Annotated in this window: 15 protein-coding genes; 1 reads left to right on the forward strand and 14 read right to left on the reverse strand. The window is 48.0% G+C overall.

Translation table 11 applies throughout. From position 1 onward, the window contains the following. Positions 1-56: 56 nt before the first annotated feature. From dnaJ to hemW, 5 genes are all read right to left on the reverse strand, one after another. Positions 57-1,214 carry a molecular chaperone DnaJ gene (gene dnaJ / locus ACJMM4_RS09545; protein ID WP_405378452.1) on the reverse strand — a complete coding sequence of 386 codons (1,158 nt, stop codon included), beginning with the start codon at positions 1,212-1,214 and terminating at the stop codon, positions 57-59. A gap of 83 nt (positions 1,215-1,297) precedes the next feature. Continuing rightward, positions 1,298-3,142, reverse strand: coding sequence for a molecular chaperone DnaK (gene dnaK, locus ACJMM4_RS09550; protein WP_405378450.1), 1,845 nt, complete (start codon positions 3,140-3,142; stop codon positions 1,298-1,300). Between the two features lie 60 nt (positions 3,143-3,202). After that, entirely contained in the window at positions 3,203-3,793 is a 591-nt protein-coding gene (grpE, locus tag ACJMM4_RS09555; protein ID WP_405378448.1) for a nucleotide exchange factor GrpE, read from the reverse strand. Positions 3,794-3,813: 20 nt separating this feature from the next. Further along, positions 3,814-4,839 carry a heat-inducible transcriptional repressor HrcA gene (gene hrcA / locus ACJMM4_RS09560; protein WP_405378446.1) on the reverse strand — a complete coding sequence of 342 codons (1,026 nt, stop codon included), beginning with the start codon at positions 4,837-4,839 and terminating at the stop codon, positions 3,814-3,816. 368 nt (positions 4,840-5,207) lie between these two features. Next, positions 5,208-6,389: a radical SAM family heme chaperone HemW gene (gene hemW, locus ACJMM4_RS09565; protein WP_405378444.1), complete on the reverse strand. Its 1,182-nt coding sequence runs from the start codon at positions 6,387-6,389 to the stop codon at positions 5,208-5,210. A gap of 89 nt (positions 6,390-6,478) precedes the next feature. Between hemW and ACJMM4_RS09570 the strand changes: the two genes are divergently transcribed. After that, positions 6,479-6,637 (forward strand): hypothetical protein, encoded by a 159-nt coding sequence (locus tag ACJMM4_RS09570; protein ID WP_405378442.1) that lies wholly within the window; start codon positions 6,479-6,481, stop codon positions 6,635-6,637. Positions 6,638-6,951: 314 nt separating this feature from the next. Here the strand turns inward: ACJMM4_RS09570 and ACJMM4_RS09575 are convergent, their stop codons facing one another. From ACJMM4_RS09575 to ACJMM4_RS09615, 9 genes are read right to left on the reverse strand one after another with little or no spacing between them, the layout of a single operon-like run. Continuing rightward, positions 6,952-8,439, reverse strand: a complete 1,488-nt coding sequence (locus tag ACJMM4_RS09575) for a tripartite tricarboxylate transporter permease (protein WP_405384211.1) — start codon at positions 8,437-8,439, stop codon at positions 6,952-6,954. Between the two features lie 11 nt (positions 8,440-8,450). Next, positions 8,451-8,924: a tripartite tricarboxylate transporter TctB family protein gene (locus ACJMM4_RS09580; RefSeq protein WP_405378438.1), complete on the reverse strand. Its 474-nt coding sequence runs from the start codon at positions 8,922-8,924 to the stop codon at positions 8,451-8,453. A 20-nt stretch (positions 8,925-8,944) separates the two neighbouring features. Beyond that, entirely contained in the window at positions 8,945-10,183 is a 1,239-nt protein-coding gene (locus tag ACJMM4_RS09585; protein WP_405378436.1) for an aminotransferase class I/II-fold pyridoxal phosphate-dependent enzyme, read from the reverse strand. 13 nt (positions 10,184-10,196) lie between these two features. Further along, entirely contained in the window at positions 10,197-12,014 is a 1,818-nt protein-coding gene (gene hflX / locus ACJMM4_RS09590) for a GTPase HflX (protein ID WP_405384213.1), read from the reverse strand. Between the two features lie 4 nt (positions 12,015-12,018). Continuing rightward, positions 12,019-13,608, reverse strand: a complete 1,590-nt coding sequence (locus ACJMM4_RS09595) for a DEAD/DEAH box helicase (RefSeq protein WP_405378432.1) — start codon at positions 13,606-13,608, stop codon at positions 12,019-12,021. A gap of 16 nt (positions 13,609-13,624) precedes the next feature. Next, the gene (locus tag ACJMM4_RS09600; RefSeq protein ID WP_405378430.1) at positions 13,625-14,863 is read right to left on the reverse strand and encodes a competence/damage-inducible protein A; all 1,239 of its coding nucleotides are present in this window, start codon (positions 14,861-14,863) and stop codon (positions 13,625-13,627) included. A gap of 3 nt (positions 14,864-14,866) precedes the next feature. Then, positions 14,867-16,186 (reverse strand): 30S ribosomal protein S12 methylthiotransferase RimO, encoded by a 1,320-nt coding sequence (rimO, locus tag ACJMM4_RS09605; protein WP_405378428.1) that lies wholly within the window; start codon positions 16,184-16,186, stop codon positions 14,867-14,869. An 11-nt stretch (positions 16,187-16,197) separates the two neighbouring features. Next, entirely contained in the window at positions 16,198-17,181 is a 984-nt protein-coding gene (locus ACJMM4_RS09610) for an ABC transporter substrate-binding protein (protein WP_405378426.1), read from the reverse strand. Positions 17,182-17,184: 3 nt separating this feature from the next. Continuing rightward, positions 17,185-19,062 carry a YgiQ family radical SAM protein gene (locus ACJMM4_RS09615; RefSeq protein WP_405378424.1) on the reverse strand — a complete coding sequence of 626 codons (1,878 nt, stop codon included), beginning with the start codon at positions 19,060-19,062 and terminating at the stop codon, positions 17,185-17,187. Positions 19,063-19,065: the final 3 nt, after the last annotated feature.

The raw sequence follows: 19,065 nt of genomic DNA on the forward strand, positions 1-19,065 counted from the left end.
CGCTTAGCTCACTCTCCATTGCTAGAGAGCAGCTAAGCGCTTTCGCTTTTACTGTTTTACTTAAACAGATTCTTTATTTTGTTCAAGAAGCTTTTTTCTTCCGGGTTGATGTCGTTGCCGCCAACCTTTTCAAAAGCACGCAAAGCTTCTTTTTGCTTTTCACTAAGCTTGGTAGGTACAACAACCTTGATGTGTACCAATTGGTCACCACGTTGACCGCCACGCAGGCTGGGAATACCTTTGCCTTTCAAGCGCAGGGTGCGACCGGGCTGAGTGCCTTCAGGAACCTTCATAGTTACCTTGCCATCCAAAGTAGGCACTTCGATTTCTGCGCCCAAAGTTGCTTGGACGATGTTAATGGGGATTTCGCAATGAACGTCCGTGCCATCACGGTCGAAGAACTTATGCTGCTTTACATACAGGTAAACGTACAAATCGCCCTTCGGTCCGCCCTTAGCACCTGCTTCGCCCTCGCCGGCCACACGCAGACGGGAACCATTATCCACACCTGCAGGAATCTTTACCTTCAAGTGTTTGTTCTTCTTCACAGTGCCTTTGCCGCGACATTCCTTACACGGCTCGGAAATAATCTTGCCTTCACCATGGCATTTAGAGCAAGGACGCTCGTTAACCATCTGGCCAAACATAGTGTTCTGGGTGAAACGGATATAGCCGCTACCATGGCACTCCGGACAAGTTTCCACTTTGGAACCGGGTTCTGCACCATTACCATGACAATGTTCACAGGTTTCGTCGCGATACAGGTTGATTTCCTTTTCTACGCCGAAAGCTGCTTCCTCAAAAGTGATTTCCAAATCAAAGCGCAGGTCGCTACCACGTTGAGGACCGTTGTTAGCGCCGCGTCCACCACGACCGCCCTGGCCGCCAAAGAACATATCAAAGATATCTTCCATACCGCTGCCACCGAAGCCGCCACCACCAAAACCACCAAAGGGGTTGCCGCCGGCTCCGCCGCCTTGTTGGGCTTGTTCAAAAGCATCAGGACCAAGTTGATCGTACTGTTGACGCTTAGTATCGTCGGAAAGTACTCCGTAAGCCTCATTGATCTCTTTAAACTTTTCCTCTGCTTCTGCATTACCCTTGTTGCGGTCAGGATGATATTTTAGGGCCAGTTTACGGTATGCTTTTTTCAGTTCATCAGCGCTAGCATTTTTATTTACGCCAAGCACCTCGTAATAATCTTTCTTAGCCAAAACAGGCGCCTCCTAATATCTTGCATATTGAAATGGTAATGCCCAAGTGCAGTTATCCTGCAGATGGGCACTAACCTTAAATGTTATTTCTTGTCGTCAACAACTTCAGCGTCAACTACATCGTCGTCAGCTTTCTTGGAACCTGCATCAGCAGCACCTTGAGCACCTGCAGCACCCTTTTCAGCTTCGGTTGCTTTGTAGAGTTCTTCGCTCAGCTTGTACAAAGGCTTGGTCAAAGCTTCGGTATCAGCCTTAATCTTATCCAGATCTTCACCCTTCATGGTTTCTTTCAAAGTATCAACTGCAGCTTTAACATCAGCAATCAGATCGTCATGGCCTTTGCCTTCCATGTCCTTCATGGTCTTTTCTGCTTGATATACCATGTTGTCAGCTTGGTTGCGAACTTCAACGCCTTCTTTACGTTTCTTATCTGCTTCAGCATTAGCTTCTGCTTCTTTAACCATTCTATCTACTTCGTCCTTATCCAAGGTGCCGGAAGAAGTAATGGTAATCTTTTGTTCCTTGCCGGTGCCCAAATCTTTAGCGCTTACGTTTACAATGCCGTTAGCATCGATATCGAAAGCAACTTCGATTTTAGGAATTCCACGGGGAGCAGCAGGAATACCGCTCAGTTCGAAACGGCCCAGAGTCTTGTTGTCGGCAGCCATTTCACGTTCGCCCTGCAGTACATGGATGTCAACGGAAGGTTGATTATCAGTTGCAGTGGAGAATACTTGCTTCTTGCTGGTAGGAATGGTGGTGTTACGGTCGATAATCTTAGTGAATACACCGCCCAGAGTTTCAATGCCCAAGGACAACGGAGTTACATCCAACAGCAGTACGCTGCCGGTGCCTTCTTCGCCGCTCAGTACGCCTGCTTGGATAGCAGCGCCTACTGCAACGCATTCGTCCGGGTTAACGCCTTTGAAGGGCTCTTTGCCCATGAATTTCTTAATAGCTGCTTGTACAGCAGGGATACGGGAAGAACCGCCAACCATGATAACTTTAGAGATGTCGCTAGCGCTCATGCCTGCATCGCTCATTGCTTGACGAACAGGACCCATGGTGCGTTCAACCAGATCTGCAGTCATGGATTCGAATTTAGCACGGGTCAGATCCATATCCAAGTGTTTCGGGCCATCAGCACCTGCGGTAATGAAGGGCAGGTTGATGTTGGTGCTCATTACGCCGGACAATTCGATTTTAGCTTTTTCTGCAGCTTCACGCAGACGTTGCATTGCCATACGGTCGGTGGACAGGTCAATGCCTTCTTGTTTCTTGAATTCTTCAACCATCCAATCCATGATCTTGTGGTCGAAATCATCGCCGCCCAGATGGGTATCGCCGTTGGTTGCTTTTACTTCGAATACGCCGTCGCCTACATCCAGGATGGATACGTCGAAGGTACCGCCGCCCAGGTCATATACCATAATGGTATGGTCATCGGTCTTATCGATGCCGTAAGCCAGGGATGCTGCGGTAGGTTCGTTTACGATACGCAGAACTTCCAAGCCTGCAATGCGGCCTGCGTCTTTAGTTGCTTGACGTTGGCTGTCAGAGAAGTATGCAGGAACAGTAATAACTGCTTGGGTTACTTTTTCGCCCAGATAAGCTTCAGCGTCAGCTTTCAGTTTTTGCAGAATCATTGCGGAAATTTCTTCCGGAGAATATTTCTTATCGTCAATGGTTACGCGGTAGTTGCCTTCGCCCATGTGACGTTTAATGGAGCTGATGGTACGATCCGGGTTGGAAACTGCTTGGCGTTTTGCCAATTGACCAACCAGACGCTCGCCGTTTTTAGCAAAGCCAACTACGGACGGAGTCAGACGAGAACCTTCTTGGTTAGTAATAACGGTAGGTTCGCCGCCTTCCATAACAGCTACAACAGAGTTAGTAGTACCTAAGTCAATACCAATTACTTTAGACATTTTGTATTCCTCCTGATTAAATCAATAGATGATATTTACATATTTTACAAAGCTTATGCTTTATTCGTTAGTGTTTACGCGGACTTTGCTGTGGCGGATAACCTTATCGCCCAGTTTGTAGCCCTTTTCAAAAACCATGTCGATGATTTCGTCATCCAGCTCCGGATTATGACCGCGCATAACGGCTTCATGGAACTTGGGATCGAATTTAGCATCCTGTGCGGGAATTTCTTCCACGTGCAAAGTTTTGAATGCTTCTTCGAACTGACGGCGGATCATGGACAAACCTTTGATAATGCCTTCAGCATCACCGGTTTTAGCGGCGCTGGCTTCGGCACGTTCAAAATTATCCAATACCTTCAAGAAATTGCCAACCACGTTAGCAGTAACGAAGGTGGAAAGCTGTTCTTTTTCGCTAGCAGTGCGGCGGCGGAAATTTTCAAAATCAGCCTGCAAACGCAACAAGCGATTAGTTAGTTCTTCAATTTTTGCATCCCTAGGATCGGGCTCCGGCGCTGCCTCCGCTGCTTCCGCAGTTTCTTCTGCAGCTTCAGCCTTAGCCTCAGCACTTTCTTCAGCAGCAGCCTGCTCGTTTTTCGCTGCAGCAGCTTCTGCTTCAGCTTGGGTGTTCTTTACATCATTCTCTTGCAAGGCGCTTCCTCCTTTAGTTTCTATTTATCATGCTCAAACATTGTCTTCAAATATTTATGTAGGTAATCCATAACGGAAATTACCTTGCCGTACTCCATACGGGTTGGTCCCAGCACCGCCATAGTGCCTACAATCTGACCGTTCAAACGGTAGGTTGCCTGTACCATACTGCAGTCTTGGATACCGGAGAACTTGTTCTCGCTACCGATGGTAACCTTCAAGCCGCTGTCCTCCCCTGCCTTCAGTAGGTCGCGGACAACTCTCTCTTCTTCCAAGATGCCCAGCAGATTGCGGACCCTGTCCACATCGCGGAATTCCGGTTGATTCAACAGCTGCTTGGTTCCGCCCAAGAAAACTTTTTGTTCCTGATGCTTATTGCGCAGCTTGCGGATGGACTGTACCAAAGAAGTGAAGAGAACCTTGTCTTCGGCAATGTCAGTGTGTACTGCCGCCAACAAATCTTCACTGATATTGGCTAATTCCCTGCCTTCCAAAATCCTGCTGACACGTCCTGCCAAGTAGTCCAGTTCCTCAGGCCGCATGCCCAAGGGAATTTCGACTACGCAATTGTCCACATTGCCGTCATTGGTGATGATGCAGAGGATGGCGTGATGCTCATCCAGCGGCAGGAACTTCATGTAGCGGAACCTAGCGCCAACATCCTTGTTGGCAAGAACCATGGACACGTTCTGAGTCATACGGGAGAGAATCTTCGCAGTGGACTGGAAGATTTCATCGATGCTCCTGCGCCTTTCAGTAAACCAGCCGTTAATTAAAGCTCTGTCGTTATCGGTCAACGCACCCGGTTCAATGAGGGAATCCACGTACAAGCGGTACGCTTGTGCGGAAGGAATTCGTCCTGCAGAAGTGTGGGGCTGTTCCAAATAACCTAAAAGCTCCAAATCACTCATCTCGTTACGGATGGTAGCGGGGCTCAGCCCTAAGTCATACTTGCGGGCAATGGTTCTGGAGCCTACAGGCTCGGCAGTTGAAATATAATCCTCAATTATGAGCTGGAGAATTTTTTTCTTTCTATCATTTAACATATTCCCACCTCATTAAAGTAAGCTTGTAATTTGCTTGCTTCGTTGTTAGCACTCGTGTTACTAGAGTGCTAACATCTTGGTATAAGAATAACACTACCTATATATATTGTCAACAGCTTTTTTGTGAAAAATTTTAGACACATATAAAAAGACTGAGACATGCTTGGTCATGTTGCCATATCCCGACTCACGTGCGATTTCTTAACGCTCATTTCGTGCAGAATCACAACGAAGATTCGTGGCCAATCTTGTTCGCAAAACAAGTTCGTATACGTTTCGCTTCACTTCGGTGATTCTAAGCACTTATGAGCTAAAATCGCAATGATTCGTCTAGGGATATGGCAACTATGACTGGTTTTGTCCCAGCCTCATACAAAAGCCTCAAATACTATATTGCCTAGCTCCATGCCTTTTTCTGTTAGCTGCAGGTGAGAGCCATCCGCACTGTACTGCACTAAGCCTTGGGCAAGCAAGGGCGCCAGCTGCTCTTTATAACGCTCCGCCACGTCCATCCCAAAGCGTTGGCGTGCCTCCGCCAAGTCCGCACCTACGCGGCGGCGCAAACCCATGAACATAAATTCCTGCAGCAGTTCCTCATTGCTGAGCTCTTCCACTGTGTATAAAGAACTGTTACGCCAAGAAGATTTTTCTAGCTGCTCCACTCCTTCTATATAATCATCCACAGTGTCAACCGCAGTACGGCGACGACGACCGTCAAAACCGCAGGCTGCAGCGCCAAAGGCGATATATGGATGATACTGCCAATAAACAGTATTATGGCGGGAATACTGACCATTTTTAGCATAGTTAGAAATTTCGTAGCGTTCAAAGCCCGCATCCTTGAGGAAGGACTGCACCATTTCGTACATGTCCGCCCCTACGTCTTCGTCCGGTAGCAGCAGTTTGCCCTGCGCTACAAGGCGCTCCAGCGGCGTCCCTTCCTCTACAATGAGTCCGTAGACGGAAACATGTTCGATACCTGTAGCTAGCAAACGCTCCAAAGTATCCTGCAGACTTGCCATGGTCTGTCCGGGCAAGCCGTAGATTAAATCGCAGCTGATACGAGCAAAGCCTGCCGCTTTCGCCAGCGCCACCGCCTCCAACGCCTGCTGAGCGCTGTGGATACGCCCAATAGTACGCAGTTCGCCGTCCTGCAAACTTTGTACGCCAAAACTAATGCGGTCGAAGCCCATAGCGCGCAAAGCTTGTAGTTTAGCAAGGTTTGCTGTCCCAGGATTCACTTCTATAGTAGCCTCCGCAGGCTGCTGCCAAAAACCGTACTCTTTGAGCCCTGCAACCAAACGCTCCAAGCAGGAGGTGGGAAGCACGCTGGGAGTGCCACCGCCAAAGTAAATGGTGGCGTCAGCTGCCATGTTTGCTGCTTCCTCCGCTCGGAGGCTGACCTCACGGCATACTGCCTCCGTATAGGCAGCCATCTGCGCCTCGCCATAGCCTGCATATGACGCAAAATCGCAATACAAACACTTCTGCCTACAAAAAGGGATGTGCAGGTACAGGGCACGATACTTCTGCCAAAGCTCTGGATTCATGGGTAGCCTCCTTGGAAAGTTTTTGTTATATAACTAATAGTTACGAGTGATATAATAGTATTATACCATACCAAAGGCGGTGAAATATAATGATTGACAAAATTGCTTCCTATCAAGAAGATAATCTAGAAAATTATATTATAAACGAAGCTCAACTTTTAATAGAAGCTTTAGAAGACGTTAACTCCAACAGGCTTCTTGATGGACCAGCTGCAATGGAAGCGTTAAAGAAAAAGTACCAATTCTAATATAACAAAGCATTGCACTTCGCAACTTTTTTCCGTGCTTATCGACGTAAATCTTACTATACTATAGTTGCAAGGAGAAAATCCTTGTAACAGCTGTTATAGAAGGGCGATGTTCAAACATTGACGTTCGTAGGATCAACACCACCTTATCGTTGTCCCCTACAAGAAGTTTGCTGCCGGTGGTAGTAGCAGGTGTGCGTGCGGACTCACTAATAACATGCCCTTCTAATCAAAAAAGCTCTGACCATGCTTGAGGACGAACCTTGAGTTTGAGTCAGAGCTTTATTTTTTATGCAGTTATATAAGCGTTAGCTTTACGCCTTGTTGCGTTTGAACAGCTTGCCAAATACCGGGGACAGCAAGGACAGCGCTGCAGCAACCAAGAAGAATAAGCACAACGGACGTTGGTAGAAGATAGCGAAATTGCCATCGCTCATAATCAAAGAACCAACAAAGTTCTGCTCCGCCATACCGCCCAAAATTATACCAATAATAATAGCGGACATGGAGAAGCCCAGCTTATTAAGGAAATAACCTACAAAACCACTGAAAACCATCAAATAAACATCATTGATAGAGTTGTTGTAGGAATAAGTACCAACAAAGGTCATCATAACAATAATGGGCAATAGAATATGAATGGGCACATTCACAACTTTAGTGAACAAGCGGATAAGGCTAAAGCCCATCAGACCCATGATCAAGTTTGCCAAAAGCAGACCAATGAAAATTGCATAAACATCCGGAGCCTTTTCTACAAACAGCAACGGACCGGGCTGCAAGCCCTGCACCATCAAAGCACCCATCATAATAGCAGTCGCACCGTCACCGGGGATGCCCAAAGTGAGTACAGGGATAAAGGCACCACCGGAAACAGCGTTGTTACCGGCTTCGGAAGCAACGATGCCTTCAGGTTCGCCATTGCCGAAATTGCTGCCATGTTTAGACCAACGCTTAGCTTGGTCATAGGAAACAAAGGAAGCAATATCACCACCGGTACCGGGCACGCAGCCGATGAAGGTACCAATAAAGGAAGAACGCAGCAGCGTCCCCAGAACACGTTTCACATCTGCCAAGGAAGGCAGTACACGGTCAATAAGCATGTGCTGCTCGTTACGCTCGTTATGATAGTATTCCTCAATGCTGCCCAACACCTGAGCAAAAGCAAATACGCCGATCAAAACAGGAATGAAGGATACACCGCCCAAAAGATAGGTAGTGTCCAAAGTAAAGCGGATAGCGCCCGTCATACTGTCAATACCCACAGTTGCCAGGAACAAGCCAAACAGACCGCCCATAATGCCCTTGATAACACTGCCGGAAGAAACGCTGGTGATAATGCTGAGGCCAAAAATCGCCAAAGCAAAATATTCCGGTTTGCTAAACTGCAGCGCCACCTTTGCCAACTGGGGTGCCAACAAAATCAGGCAGATGGTACTGAACACGCCACCGAAGGTACTGGCCATGGTGGACAGGCCCAATGCACGACCTGGCTGCCCCATTTTGGTAGCCATGGGATAACCATCCAGCGTAGTCGCCACAGAAGCAGGCGTACCGGGAGTCTTCAGCAAAATAGCGCTGATACTGCCGCCATAAATAGCACCACAATAAATACCCAGCAGCATCAAGATTCCGCCAATACCATGGAAAGTAAATGCCAAAGGAAACAGCAAAGCCAAGCCCATATTAACAGACAGACCTGGCATACAGCCAAAGGCGATACCCACCAAAACACCAAAGAACAAGCCCAAGAGGTTCAGGGGCACAAAAATCATATTTAAGGCACTGATTATATCACCCATTATGCAACCTCCTAGGATAAGAATATGGATTGGGGCAGCTGCGTCCGCAGGAGCATTCCAAACACCAGATAAATAAAGAGCAATGTCAGTATGGTAGTCAAAGCAATACCTTTTTTATTATGATAATCCATGAGTACCATTACCGCGGGAATCAACAGCGCCGCTGCAGGGAAGAACCCCAGCAGGTTAATCAAAATGCAGAACAGCACTACAAGCCCCATCATCAAGTAGACACGCTTGTTGGCAGCAGTCGCCAGATTGACCTTTTGCGCAGATAAATCACAGCGCTTGCTAAAGGTGTACAGTAAAAGCACTGCTGCACACACTGTCATGGCAAAGCCTAAACTGAAGGGCCAGAAGCCGGGTCCGGGGCCGTTTTCCGTAAATTCCATAGGAAAAACAGCTGCAGCCTGCATAATCAACGCGCCAATCACTAATCCCGCCAAGCTGACTATGTAATTGCAAATAGTCATATTATTCATCATTAAACAACCTCCCAATGGAGTTAAGCCTTAGGACCTACTCTCTTAGCAGCGGCCATAATTGCCAAACGACCATGTTCAAAGGTCAAGCCGCCTTGGAAAAAGACGTTGAAAGGTTCGCGGCAGGGGCCATCAGCGCTCAATTCGATAGATGCGCCTTGTACGAAGGTACCTGCTGCCATAATAATATCATCCTGATAACCGGGCAGAGGACTGGGAACAGGCTCTACATGGGCATCAACAGGAGAATTGCTTTGAATAGCTACGCAGAAGTCGCACAGACGTTGCTTGCTTTCCAAAGTAATAGCTTGAATAATATCGCTGCGACGTTCTTCCGGCAAAGGCTTAACAGCGTAACCCAGACCTTTGAAAACTGCAGCCGCAAAAATAGCTGTTTTCACAGCTTGCACAACAACATGAGGAGCAAGGAAAAGTCCTTGGTAGAATTCACGCTGAGTGTCGCCCAAAGTAGCGCCCATTTCACCGCCCAAACCGGGAGCGGTCAAACGATAGGAAGCATTTTCTACTAAATCCTTGCGGCCTACGATATAACCACCGGTAGGTGCAAAACCGCCGCCCAAGTTTTTAATCAGAGAGCCTGCCATCAGGTCAGCACCAACTTCAGTTGGCTCCTGCTTTTCGATAAATTCGCCGTAGCAGTTATCTACAAAGCAGATTACCTTGGGATTTACTTCCTTGGCAGCTTGACAGATGCGACCGATTTCGGCAACATCAATGGTTTTACGCACACTGCTGTAACCGCAGGAGCGTTGAATATGGATCATGGTAGTCTTTTCGGTAACAGCAGCCTTTACTGCTTCCAAATCCACATGGTCCCCTGTCATGGGCAGTTCTTTATAAGTTACGCCCATATCAACCAAACTTCCGAGAGTCTTCACCGGAGAACCGATGATGGTCTGCATAGTGTCATAGGGAGCACCGGTTACAGCCAACAGTTCGTCGCCGGGACGCAGGTTGCCCAAAAGCGCCACTGCTAAAGCATGGGTACCGCTGACAAATTGGGAGCGCACCAAGGCAGCCTCCGCTTTGAACAATTCTGCGTAAATCAAATCCAAAGTGTCACGGCCTACATCGCTGTAACCATAACCTGTAGTGGGTTTTAAATAATAATCGCTGACCATATTGTTACGGAAAGCAGTAATTACTTTTTCCGTATTGTACAGAGCAGCTGCTTCCAATTCAGGGGTGTGCTTGGCAACCTCTGCTAAAGCTGCTTGCTCCAATGCGTTAAAATCTACCAAATCTCTTCACCTTTCAATGCTTGATATATTTTTCAAATTCGCTGACCTGTTCTGCTTCCAGACGCACCTTCAACAAAGTGCCTTCCGCCAAATATTCCTGCTCCAGCACTGTACCTGCCTCATGAAGACGGGATACAGCTGCAGAATCGCTGTAGGGAATAAGGAAGCTTTCCTCTACGGACTTCATTTGCAGGTTTTCAGCAATCAGCTCCAGCAAGGCGTCTAAATTAATCCCTGCTTTAGCGCTGATGCAGATACTGTTTTCTTCCTTAGCCAAGCGTGCAGGCAAGGCAGAATCGAGAGGCAGCTTATCAATCTTATTATAAACTGTAATAATGGTTTTATCCTTAGCGCCCAGTTCGTCCAGCACTTGGTACACAGAGGCAGCCTGCTCTTTATAAAGCTCATGGCTGACGTCAATAACGTGGAGCAGGACATCCGCTTCCACAACTTCCTCCAAAGTAGATTGGAAAGCCGCTACCAGCTGGTGGGGCAAGCGTTGGATAAAGCCAACGGTATCCGTCAAAATAGCCTGCTGCTTATTGGGCAGGTCTAATTGGCGGGTTGTGGGATCAAGTGTTGCAAACAGTTGGTCCTGAGCATAAATATCGGAGTTCGTCAAAGTATTGAGCAAAGTGGACTTGCCTGCGTTAGTATAGCCTACTAAGCTTACTGTAGGCACGTTGGCTTTAGCACGTCCTGCTCGATGCAGACTGCGAACGCTCTTTACTTTGCCGATGCAGTCTTTAATATATGCTATACGATCGCGGATACGGCGGCGGTCCACTTCCAATTTAGTTTCGCCGGGGCCGCGGGTACCGATGCCGCCGCCCAAACGGGAGAGGGACAAACCTTTACCCATAATACGCGGCAAAATATACTGTAGCTGCGCCAATTCTACCTGCAGCTTGCCTTCATTGGTACGGGCACGTTGAGCGAAAATGTCAAGAATCAAAGCTGTGCGGTCCAAAACACGGACGCCCATAGCCTGTTCGATATTGCGCTGTTGAGCAGGAGAAAGCTCATCATCAAAAATGCACAAATCAATATTTTCCTGCTGTACATACAGTGCCAGCTCCTGCACCTTGCCTCTGCCAATAAAGAAGGCAGGGTCCGGCTTAGGACGCTTCTGCAGAAATTTTTGTACAACCTCTGCGCCTGCAGTATCTGCCAACTGCTTTAATTCTTCCAAAGAATCTTCTGCAGTCCACAAAGTATTGCTACCGCCATATTCCATGCCCACTAAAATAGCACGTTCCGTGCCTTGGGCAAGGCTGGCGCTACCGCTTTGCTTGTCCAAAATACGCTCTACCATAGCTGCCAGATTGGGGAAGAAAATGCCTTCCGCCTGCTCCAGTGTCGCAGGGCCATAGCATTCTACAGTGTACTGCTCATTTTGGTCGATGCCTGTAATCATCCCAAAAGTCAAAGTGCTTTGGGTAAAATCAGGTGCTGCCACACCAATGGCAACCATAGCATCGAAGCGGTTATTTTTTAAGGCGGAAATATCCACACCGCTAAGGGCGGGATTACCGTTGGGATGGGTGTGGACGCAGCGCACACCGCTCAAACGACTGCTGCCGCGGCGTCCTTCGATGGGGGGCAGCTCCACGCTTTGGTCATCCCCCACCGCTACAGCCAACACTTGGCCGCTACGGCTGATATACACGGACACCTCGCGGTTAATAAAATCCGTAACATCCGCCATCCGCGCGCCCAGCTCCGCTGTCACCAGCTGGCCGAACTCCAAGCGCAGGTCGTAAAAGGTTTTCAGTTCTTCAATAACGGAGTTTCTGATACCCTTCAGATTGCCGTAGATTTCTTTCGCCATAATCTCACTTTCTTACTTTTGCAGGCTCAATATTTACCCTGTAGCCTTTGATGAAGTTTTTGTGCATAGCGCCAATAACTTTTTCAGCCACATCTTCAGGTACTTCTACAAAGGTAAATTTATCATAAATATTAATCAAACCGATGTCGCGGGCAGGAATGTCAGCTTCAATAGCAATAGTGCTGACAATATCTTTTACCATAATCTTTTGGCTGCGACCGATGTTCATAAACAAGCGTACCATACCGGGACGACCGCCGGTGTTGCGCAAATCGTGGCTCAGCACATCCTCTTGGGGAGCTTCCAAAGCCTTGATGCCTTCCTGCATCAATTTCAAAGCTGCTGCAGCAACTTCTTCTGCGCTGTAATCATCCAGCAGGCTTTCAGCAATGGGCATATAGTCATGGTATGCGTTCAGCTCCAGTACGGTCTGCATCTTGCTAATGATTTGGTCGCGTTGACGCTCAATAACATTGGCAGCTGTAGGCAGTTGACGGCGTTGGATTTTAGTTTTTACAGTACGCTCGATCAACTTCAATTGACGGAACTCACGGGGAGTGATAAAGGTCATGGCTACACCGGTGTTACCTGCGCGACCGGTACGACCAATGCGGTGTACATAGCTTTCCGGATCTTGCGGAATATCAAAGTTGATAACATGGGTAATATTGTCAACATCGATACCACGGGCAGCAACATCAGTAGCAATCAAGATATCGCAAGCGCCTTCGCGGAATTTCTTCATTACGCGGTCACGTTGGTTTTGGCTCAAATCGCCATGGAGACCTTCAGCCATGTAGCCACGGGAGCTGAGCGCGATGGACAAATCATCAACTCCTTTTTTAGTACGGCAGAAGATAATCAGCTTGCCATCGATTTCTGCATCCAGCAGACGACACAAGCCTTCAACCTTATCCTTAGTTTCAAAATAATATTGTTCAATCAGAGGAACAGTCAAATCTTCCTTGGAAATAGTTACGTTCTTGGGAGCCTTCATGTATTTTTTGGTCAGGCTCAAGATGGGACGGGGCATAGTTGCAGAGAACAACAAGGTTTGACGCTCGGTGGGCAGGGAACGCATGATTTCTTCAATATCATCAACAAAGCCCATATCCAGCATTTCATCTGCTTCGTCCAGAACCAGGAACTTAATGTGATCCAATTTAATGGTGCCACGATTAATATGGTCAATCAAACGACCGGGAGTGCCGATAACAATCTGCACATTGTTTTTCAAAGCACGGATTTGGCGTTCAATAGGTTGACCGCCGTAAACAGGCAGAGCACGTACGCGGCGTACACGGCCAATCTTGCCGATTTCTTCTGCAACTTGGATTGCCAACTCACGAGTCGGGCACATAACAAGAGCTTGAATGTGCTTGAAGTTATCGATAGCTTGCACCAAGGGAATACCAAAAGCTGCAGTTTTACCGGTACCGGTTTGGGCTTGACCAATAACGTCATTACCTTCCAGTACAAGGGGAATGGTAGCAGCCTGAATGGGAGAAGGTTCTTCAAAGCCCATGTCAGTCAAAGCTGTTACGATTTTTTTATCTAATTCTAATTGTCCAAACATTTCTTTTTGTGTAGTCATTCGTTACCTCCACTATCTATTCTTCTTTAAGTTTATCTAACGCCATACCAATGGCAGTTTGAGCTATACGTAATTTATTTTCCGTTCTGGTAGATGAAAAATGATGCTCTTGGCAGTAAACCACATCTTCCAGGGCAACTGCAATATACACCAAGCCTACAGGCTTGCCTTCGCTAGGCTCAGGCCCTGCGTTGCCGGTAATGCTGACGCCCATGTCGCTGCCCAGCAGTCGGCGAACGCCCACTGCCATTTCGCAGGCAGTTTCCCTGCTCACCGCACTAAAGCGGTTCAAGGTTTCTTCCTGCACATTCAGCAGTTTCATCTTCGCCATGTTAGTGTAGGTTACAACGCTGCCCAAAAGGTACGCGCTGCTACCGGGGACGTCGGTTACTAGGCTGCTTGCCAAACCGCCGCTACATGATTCGGCAAAGGCAATGGTTTTGCCCCGCGCCAACAACTCCCGTCCTAAGCAGGCTGCCACACTGTCATCATCAACACCATATACATATTCTGCAACATATTGGCGTACCTCCGCTTCGCAAGCATCCAAAAGAGCTACTGCCTTGTCTTGGTTAGCTGCTTTAGCGGTCAGGCGTACTAAAATTTCGCCATAACGGGCATAAAGAGCAATGGTGGGATTGGTCTGCGCCATAATCACAGCATCCAGTTTTTCTGCCACTAGGGACTCGCCTACACCCCGTAGATGCAACGTGCGGGAAAGGATGATTCCCTGATCGGCGAAACGCTCCAAGAGGCGGGGCCACAACTGCTTTTCACACATATCCATCAGCTCGGAAGGAGGACCGGGGAGCAGGATGAAAAGCTTGCCTGCGTATTCCAGCCACAGTCCGGGAGCAGTACCAACTTCGTTTTGCAGTACTTCCGCCCCCACAGGCACTAAAGCCTGTTTTTCATTATTGGCAGAGCAAAGGCGACCTTTCTTACGGAAGTAGGCATCAATTCGCCCCCAAGTGTCCAAATCCAAGTAGCACTCCGCTTGGCACAGCTCTGCTACTGTTTCTTTGGTAATATCGCCACGAGTGGGGCCTAAGCCACCACTGGTGATAATAATATCAGCCCGCGCCATGGCCTGTTCCAACACTGCCCGCATGCGCTCAGGATTATCGCCAACCGTAGTATGGTAAAGCACATCAAAGCCCATGCTGTTCAGCTTACGGGATAAATACTGCACATTGGTGTTGATTATTTCGCCAAGCAGTAATTCAGTTCCAGTGGTGACTATTTCTACTTTCATTTTTTACGCCCGCTCTCCAACCATTTCGTAAGTAAAGCCTTGCAGAATGCGTACTTTTACTATATCGCCTACCTGCAGACCTTCCACACCTTCAATAAAGATGGTGCCATCAATATCAGGAGCTTCATGCTCGCTGCGTCCATAAGCAAGATTATCTTCGTCAAAACCTTCGACCAAAACATCCAGCACCATGTCTTCACGTTCCTTGTGAATATCTTCGGAAATACCTGCCTGCAAAGCCATCAGCTCATGGTAGCGGTTTTCCTTGATTTCCGGTGCAATTTGGTTTTCCATAGCGCCTGCTACAGTATTTTCCTCTTGGGAATATTGGAAAACACCGGCATTTTCAAAGCGTTGCTGCTCAACAAAATCTTTTAATTGCTCAAAATCATCTTCAGTTTCACCGGGGAAGCCTACGATGAAGGTAGTGCGGATAGTGATACTGGGGATGCGTGTACGCAGCTTGGTTAACAGCGCTTCCACTTCAGCACGGGTATCGTAGCGGTTCATGCTTGCCAGCAAAGTGTCGCTGGCGTGTTGCAAGGGAATATCAATATATTTGCAAACTTTATCACAAGTAGCAAAAGCCTCAATCAGCTCATCAGTAAAGTTGTTAGGATAGAGATACATGACTCTAATCCATTCGATGCCTTCCAGCTCGTTTAAGTCATGGAGCAGTTTGGGCAAAAGCAGCTTGCCTGTCAAATCTTCGCCGTAACGAGTAGTGTCTTGGGCAACAACAATCAACTCTTTCACACCTGCATCCGCCAAAGCACGTGCCTCCGCCATTACTTCGTCATAGGGACGGGAAGTGTACGGACCGCGCAGTTGGGGAATAATGCAGTAGGAGCAGCAGTTATCACAGCCTTCCGCAATCTTCAAATAAGCCATATAGTTGGGAGTAGTCAGCATACGCGGCGGCATTGCCACATTTTTACTTGTCAATTTTTCCATGTGCTTAACGCGTTTGCCTGCCATAACTTGGTCGATAACCCAGCCAATGTCAGTGAAAGCGTCAGTACCCACAATAGCATCTACTTCCGGCATACTTTCAAAAAGTTCGTCCACATAACGTTGTGCCAAGCAACCGGTCATTACCAAATACTTGCAGCTGCCGCTTTTTTTGTATTCTGCCATTTGCAAAACTGTGCTAATGGATTCTTCCTTCGCACTTTCAATAAAGCCACAGGTATTGACGATAATCAACCCTGCTTCCGCCGGGTCGTTAGTAATTTCCAATTGCTTATCACGAATCAAGCCCAGCATAACCTCAGAATCCACCAGATTCTTGGGGCATCCCAAGCTGACCATACCAATTTTCATTATTTAACCTCCTACTTGCTAAAACGCACCCTGCCCAACCAGCGATTGGTCAGAGCTTCCTGCTCCCGCTGGGTCAAATAGCTTTGGTTCAGCCACAGCTTATCCATGTCCGGAGCTTCCCCACCGGAGGGAAAGAAGAACATATAGCCTGTGGCATCCGCTTGGGAAACTGCTTGTACCTTTTCATCGGTCAAAAGCCATTCAACTAAATCGGACGCATACTCCACCTTGTTGCAATTTTTAAACACACCCGTGCCATATAAGTTTACAGGCGTACCCTCTTTAGGAAAAACCACATAGGCGGGAAATTTACTTTCAAGATATTTAAACACATAGCTTTGTCTGGTAATCGCCACATCCGCATCACCTACAGCCGTTATCCGCACAGGTGTAAAAGGAAACTTGGCGTATTTTTCTACAAAGCGGTTAATGTTCCACAAATAATTTAGGGAAGTCGTTTCTCCCTTAGCGTCAGCAAAAGCACCTAAAAAGTTTTGGGTACTGTTGCTGTCCGAAAGATTCTCCATAGCGATACGCAGGTTTTCGATATTCTCCAAATCCTGCCAGCTATGCAGTCTGCTTTGTCCCACAGTGCGGGCAAACTGCTGGTTCACAAGGAGTACGGCAGGGTCATAGAAAATACCATACCACAAATTGTCTTTATGGCGTAATTTAGCAGGCAGGCTTTTGCCTGCAGCCACAGGTACTGCTTGCAATCGTCCCTGCAGCCATAAGCCGTTTAAGGTACGCTGTTCGGCAAGCACCACATCGGGATCAGCCTCCCCCTGCTTGATTTCATAAATCGCACGGGCAGTAACTTTTCCCTTATGCTCCTTGTTGAACTCCTGCAATAAATCTTCGGTAAATTTATTATCCAATTCAGAGTAAAGGACTATCTCCTTGCTCGAATTGAAAGATATATTCTTATCATCGTCGCCACAACCGGCAGTGATGCCTGCCAAAAGCAGCAACGCTACCATCCATAGTCGCAGCATCTTCTACCTCCGTTTGGAAGGACGACCGCTTTGCCGCTGCCCTCCCTTAGGCTGGGAAGCTTTACCCTTTCTGCCATCAAAAGGCTTTCTCCCCTCTGCGGGAATCAGGCATTTAGGCCCATCGCCTACTAAATCCATGCGCCCCGCTTTTTGCAGCGCTTCCAAAACCAGCTGGCGGTTACGCGGTGCACGATACTGCATCAAAGCCCGCTGCATAGCCTTATCATGGGGATTGCGCGCTACAAAGACGCTTTGCCCAGTAGCAGGATCCACACCGGAATAGTACATGGCTGTAGCCGCACTACCGGGAGTAGGGATAAAGTCCTGTACCTGTTCAGGCTGATGCTTAATGTCGCGCAGGAACTCTGCCAATTCAATAGCATTGTTCAGAGTACAACCGGGATGGCTGCTAATAAAATACGGAACCAAAAATTGCGGTAGACCGATCTCTTTATTCTTCTTAGCGTAAGCACGCATAAACTTCATATAGACGTCCTTGCCGGGCTTGCCCATTTTAGCGAGAACCGGGGGTGAAATATGCTCCGGCGCTACCTTGAGCAGGCCGCTGATATGGTAACGGCACAGCTCATCCAAGAATTTTTGCTCTTTATCTGCCAACAGATAGTCGTAACGAATACCGCTGCGGACGAAAACCTTCTTCACCCCGGGCAGCGCACGTACCTTGCGCAGCAAGGCAATATAGTCGCCGTGGTCCGCATCCAGATTGGGACAAGGTGCAGGGAACAAGCACTGCCTATCTTTGCAGGCACCATATTTCAACTGCTTGCTGCAGGCAGGATGACGGAAGTTGGCAGTGGGACCGCCTACGTCATGAATATAGCCTTTAAACCCGGGCAGCTGGGTCAGCAGTTTAGCCTCACGCAGAATGGACTCATGGCTGCGTGCTTGAATTATACGCCCTTGGTGGGCATGAATAGCGCAGAAAGCACAGCTACCGAAACAACCGCGACAGCTGACAATAGAAAACTGTACTTCCTCCAGTGCAGCCACACCGCCTAAAGCATCATAGCTGGGATGCCATGCGCGCATATAATCTAAATCGTAAATGCTGTCCATTTCCTCCTGTGTCAGCGGATAGGGAGTAGGATTTTGGACAACATATTTCTTTTGACCTCTTTGCACAACGATTTTACCGCTAAATGGGTCCTGTTCCCTACTTTGCAGATGAAATGCTTGGGCAAAGAACTTTTTATCATCACGGATAGCCTTCCACCCAGGCAGTTTCACGAACTCTTCGCCTTCAGGCAGTTCATCAGCCACATAAGCAGTACCGCGAATATAGCGCATATCTTCAATAGATGCGCCACCAGCAAGATAGTCAGCGATTTCTACAACTTGCTTTTCGCCCATGCCGTAGACCAGAAGGTCCGCACCACTGCTTTCCAAAATAGAAGGCAGTAATTTATTTTCCCAATAGTCGAAATGCACAAAACGGCGCAAGCTGGCCTCAACGCCGCCAATAATTACAGGGATCTCCGGCCACAGGCGTTTCACCATTTGGGCATAAACTGCAGTAGCATGGTCAGGACGTTTGCCCACCGTGCCACCGGGAGTGTATTTATCTACGCTGCGCTCGTTTTTCGCCGCCGTATAGCGGCAAAGCATGGAATCAAGGTTGCCACCGGAAATCAGCACGCCCAGACGCGGCTTGCCCAAAACGGCAAAATTTTCCGGTTTGTCCCAAGCAGGCTGGCACAACAACGCAACCTTATAGCCCTGTGCCTCCAGCACTCTGCAGATAACTGCAGGTCCAAAGCTAGGATGATCCACATAAGCGTCACCACTAACAAAAAGGAAGTCGATTTGCTCCCAACCGCGGGCAGCGATTTCCTCCGGGGTAATCGGTAAAAACTGTTTCATGAA

It is taken from the genome of Phascolarctobacterium sp. (assembly GCF_045124115.1).
Lineage (GTDB): Bacteria > Bacillota > Negativicutes > Acidaminococcales > Acidaminococcaceae > Phascolarctobacterium_A.

What these genes read in the sequence shown, in the direction of transcription:
- rimO (WP_405378428.1), bottom strand. Translation starts at nt 16,186, where the DNA reads ATGAAAATTGGTATGGTCAGCTTGGGATGCCCCAAGAATCTGGTGGAT.
- ACJMM4_RS09595 (WP_405378432.1), bottom strand. Translation starts at nt 13,608, where the DNA reads ATGACTACACAAAAAGAAATGTTTGGACAATTAGAATTAGATAAAAAA.
- ACJMM4_RS09610 (WP_405378426.1), bottom strand. Translation starts at nt 17,181, where the DNA reads ATGCTGCGACTATGGATGGTAGCGTTGCTGCTTTTGGCAGGCATCACT.
- ACJMM4_RS09570 (WP_405378442.1), top strand. Translation starts at nt 6,479, where the DNA reads ATGATTGACAAAATTGCTTCCTATCAAGAAGATAATCTAGAAAATTAT.
- dnaK (WP_405378450.1), bottom strand. Translation starts at nt 3,142, where the DNA reads ATGTCTAAAGTAATTGGTATTGACTTAGGTACTACTAACTCTGTTGTA.
- hrcA (WP_405378446.1), bottom strand. Translation starts at nt 4,839, where the DNA reads ATGTTAAATGATAGAAAGAAAAAAATTCTCCAGCTCATAATTGAGGAT.
- ACJMM4_RS09575 (WP_405384211.1), bottom strand. Translation starts at nt 8,439, where the DNA reads ATGGGTGATATAATCAGTGCCTTAAATATGATTTTTGTGCCCCTGAAC.
- ACJMM4_RS09580 (WP_405378438.1), bottom strand. Translation starts at nt 8,924, where the DNA reads ATGATGAATAATATGACTATTTGCAATTACATAGTCAGCTTGGCGGGA.
- hflX (WP_405384213.1), bottom strand. Translation starts at nt 12,014, where the DNA reads ATGGCGAAAGAAATCTACGGCAATCTGAAGGGTATCAGAAACTCCGTT.
- ACJMM4_RS09600 (WP_405378430.1), bottom strand. Translation starts at nt 14,863, where the DNA reads ATGAAAGTAGAAATAGTCACCACTGGAACTGAATTACTGCTTGGCGAA.
- hemW (WP_405378444.1), bottom strand. Translation starts at nt 6,389, where the DNA reads ATGAATCCAGAGCTTTGGCAGAAGTATCGTGCCCTGTACCTGCACATC.
- ACJMM4_RS09615 (WP_405378424.1), bottom strand. Translation starts at nt 19,062, where the DNA reads ATGAAACAGTTTTTACCGATTACCCCGGAGGAAATCGCTGCCCGCGGT.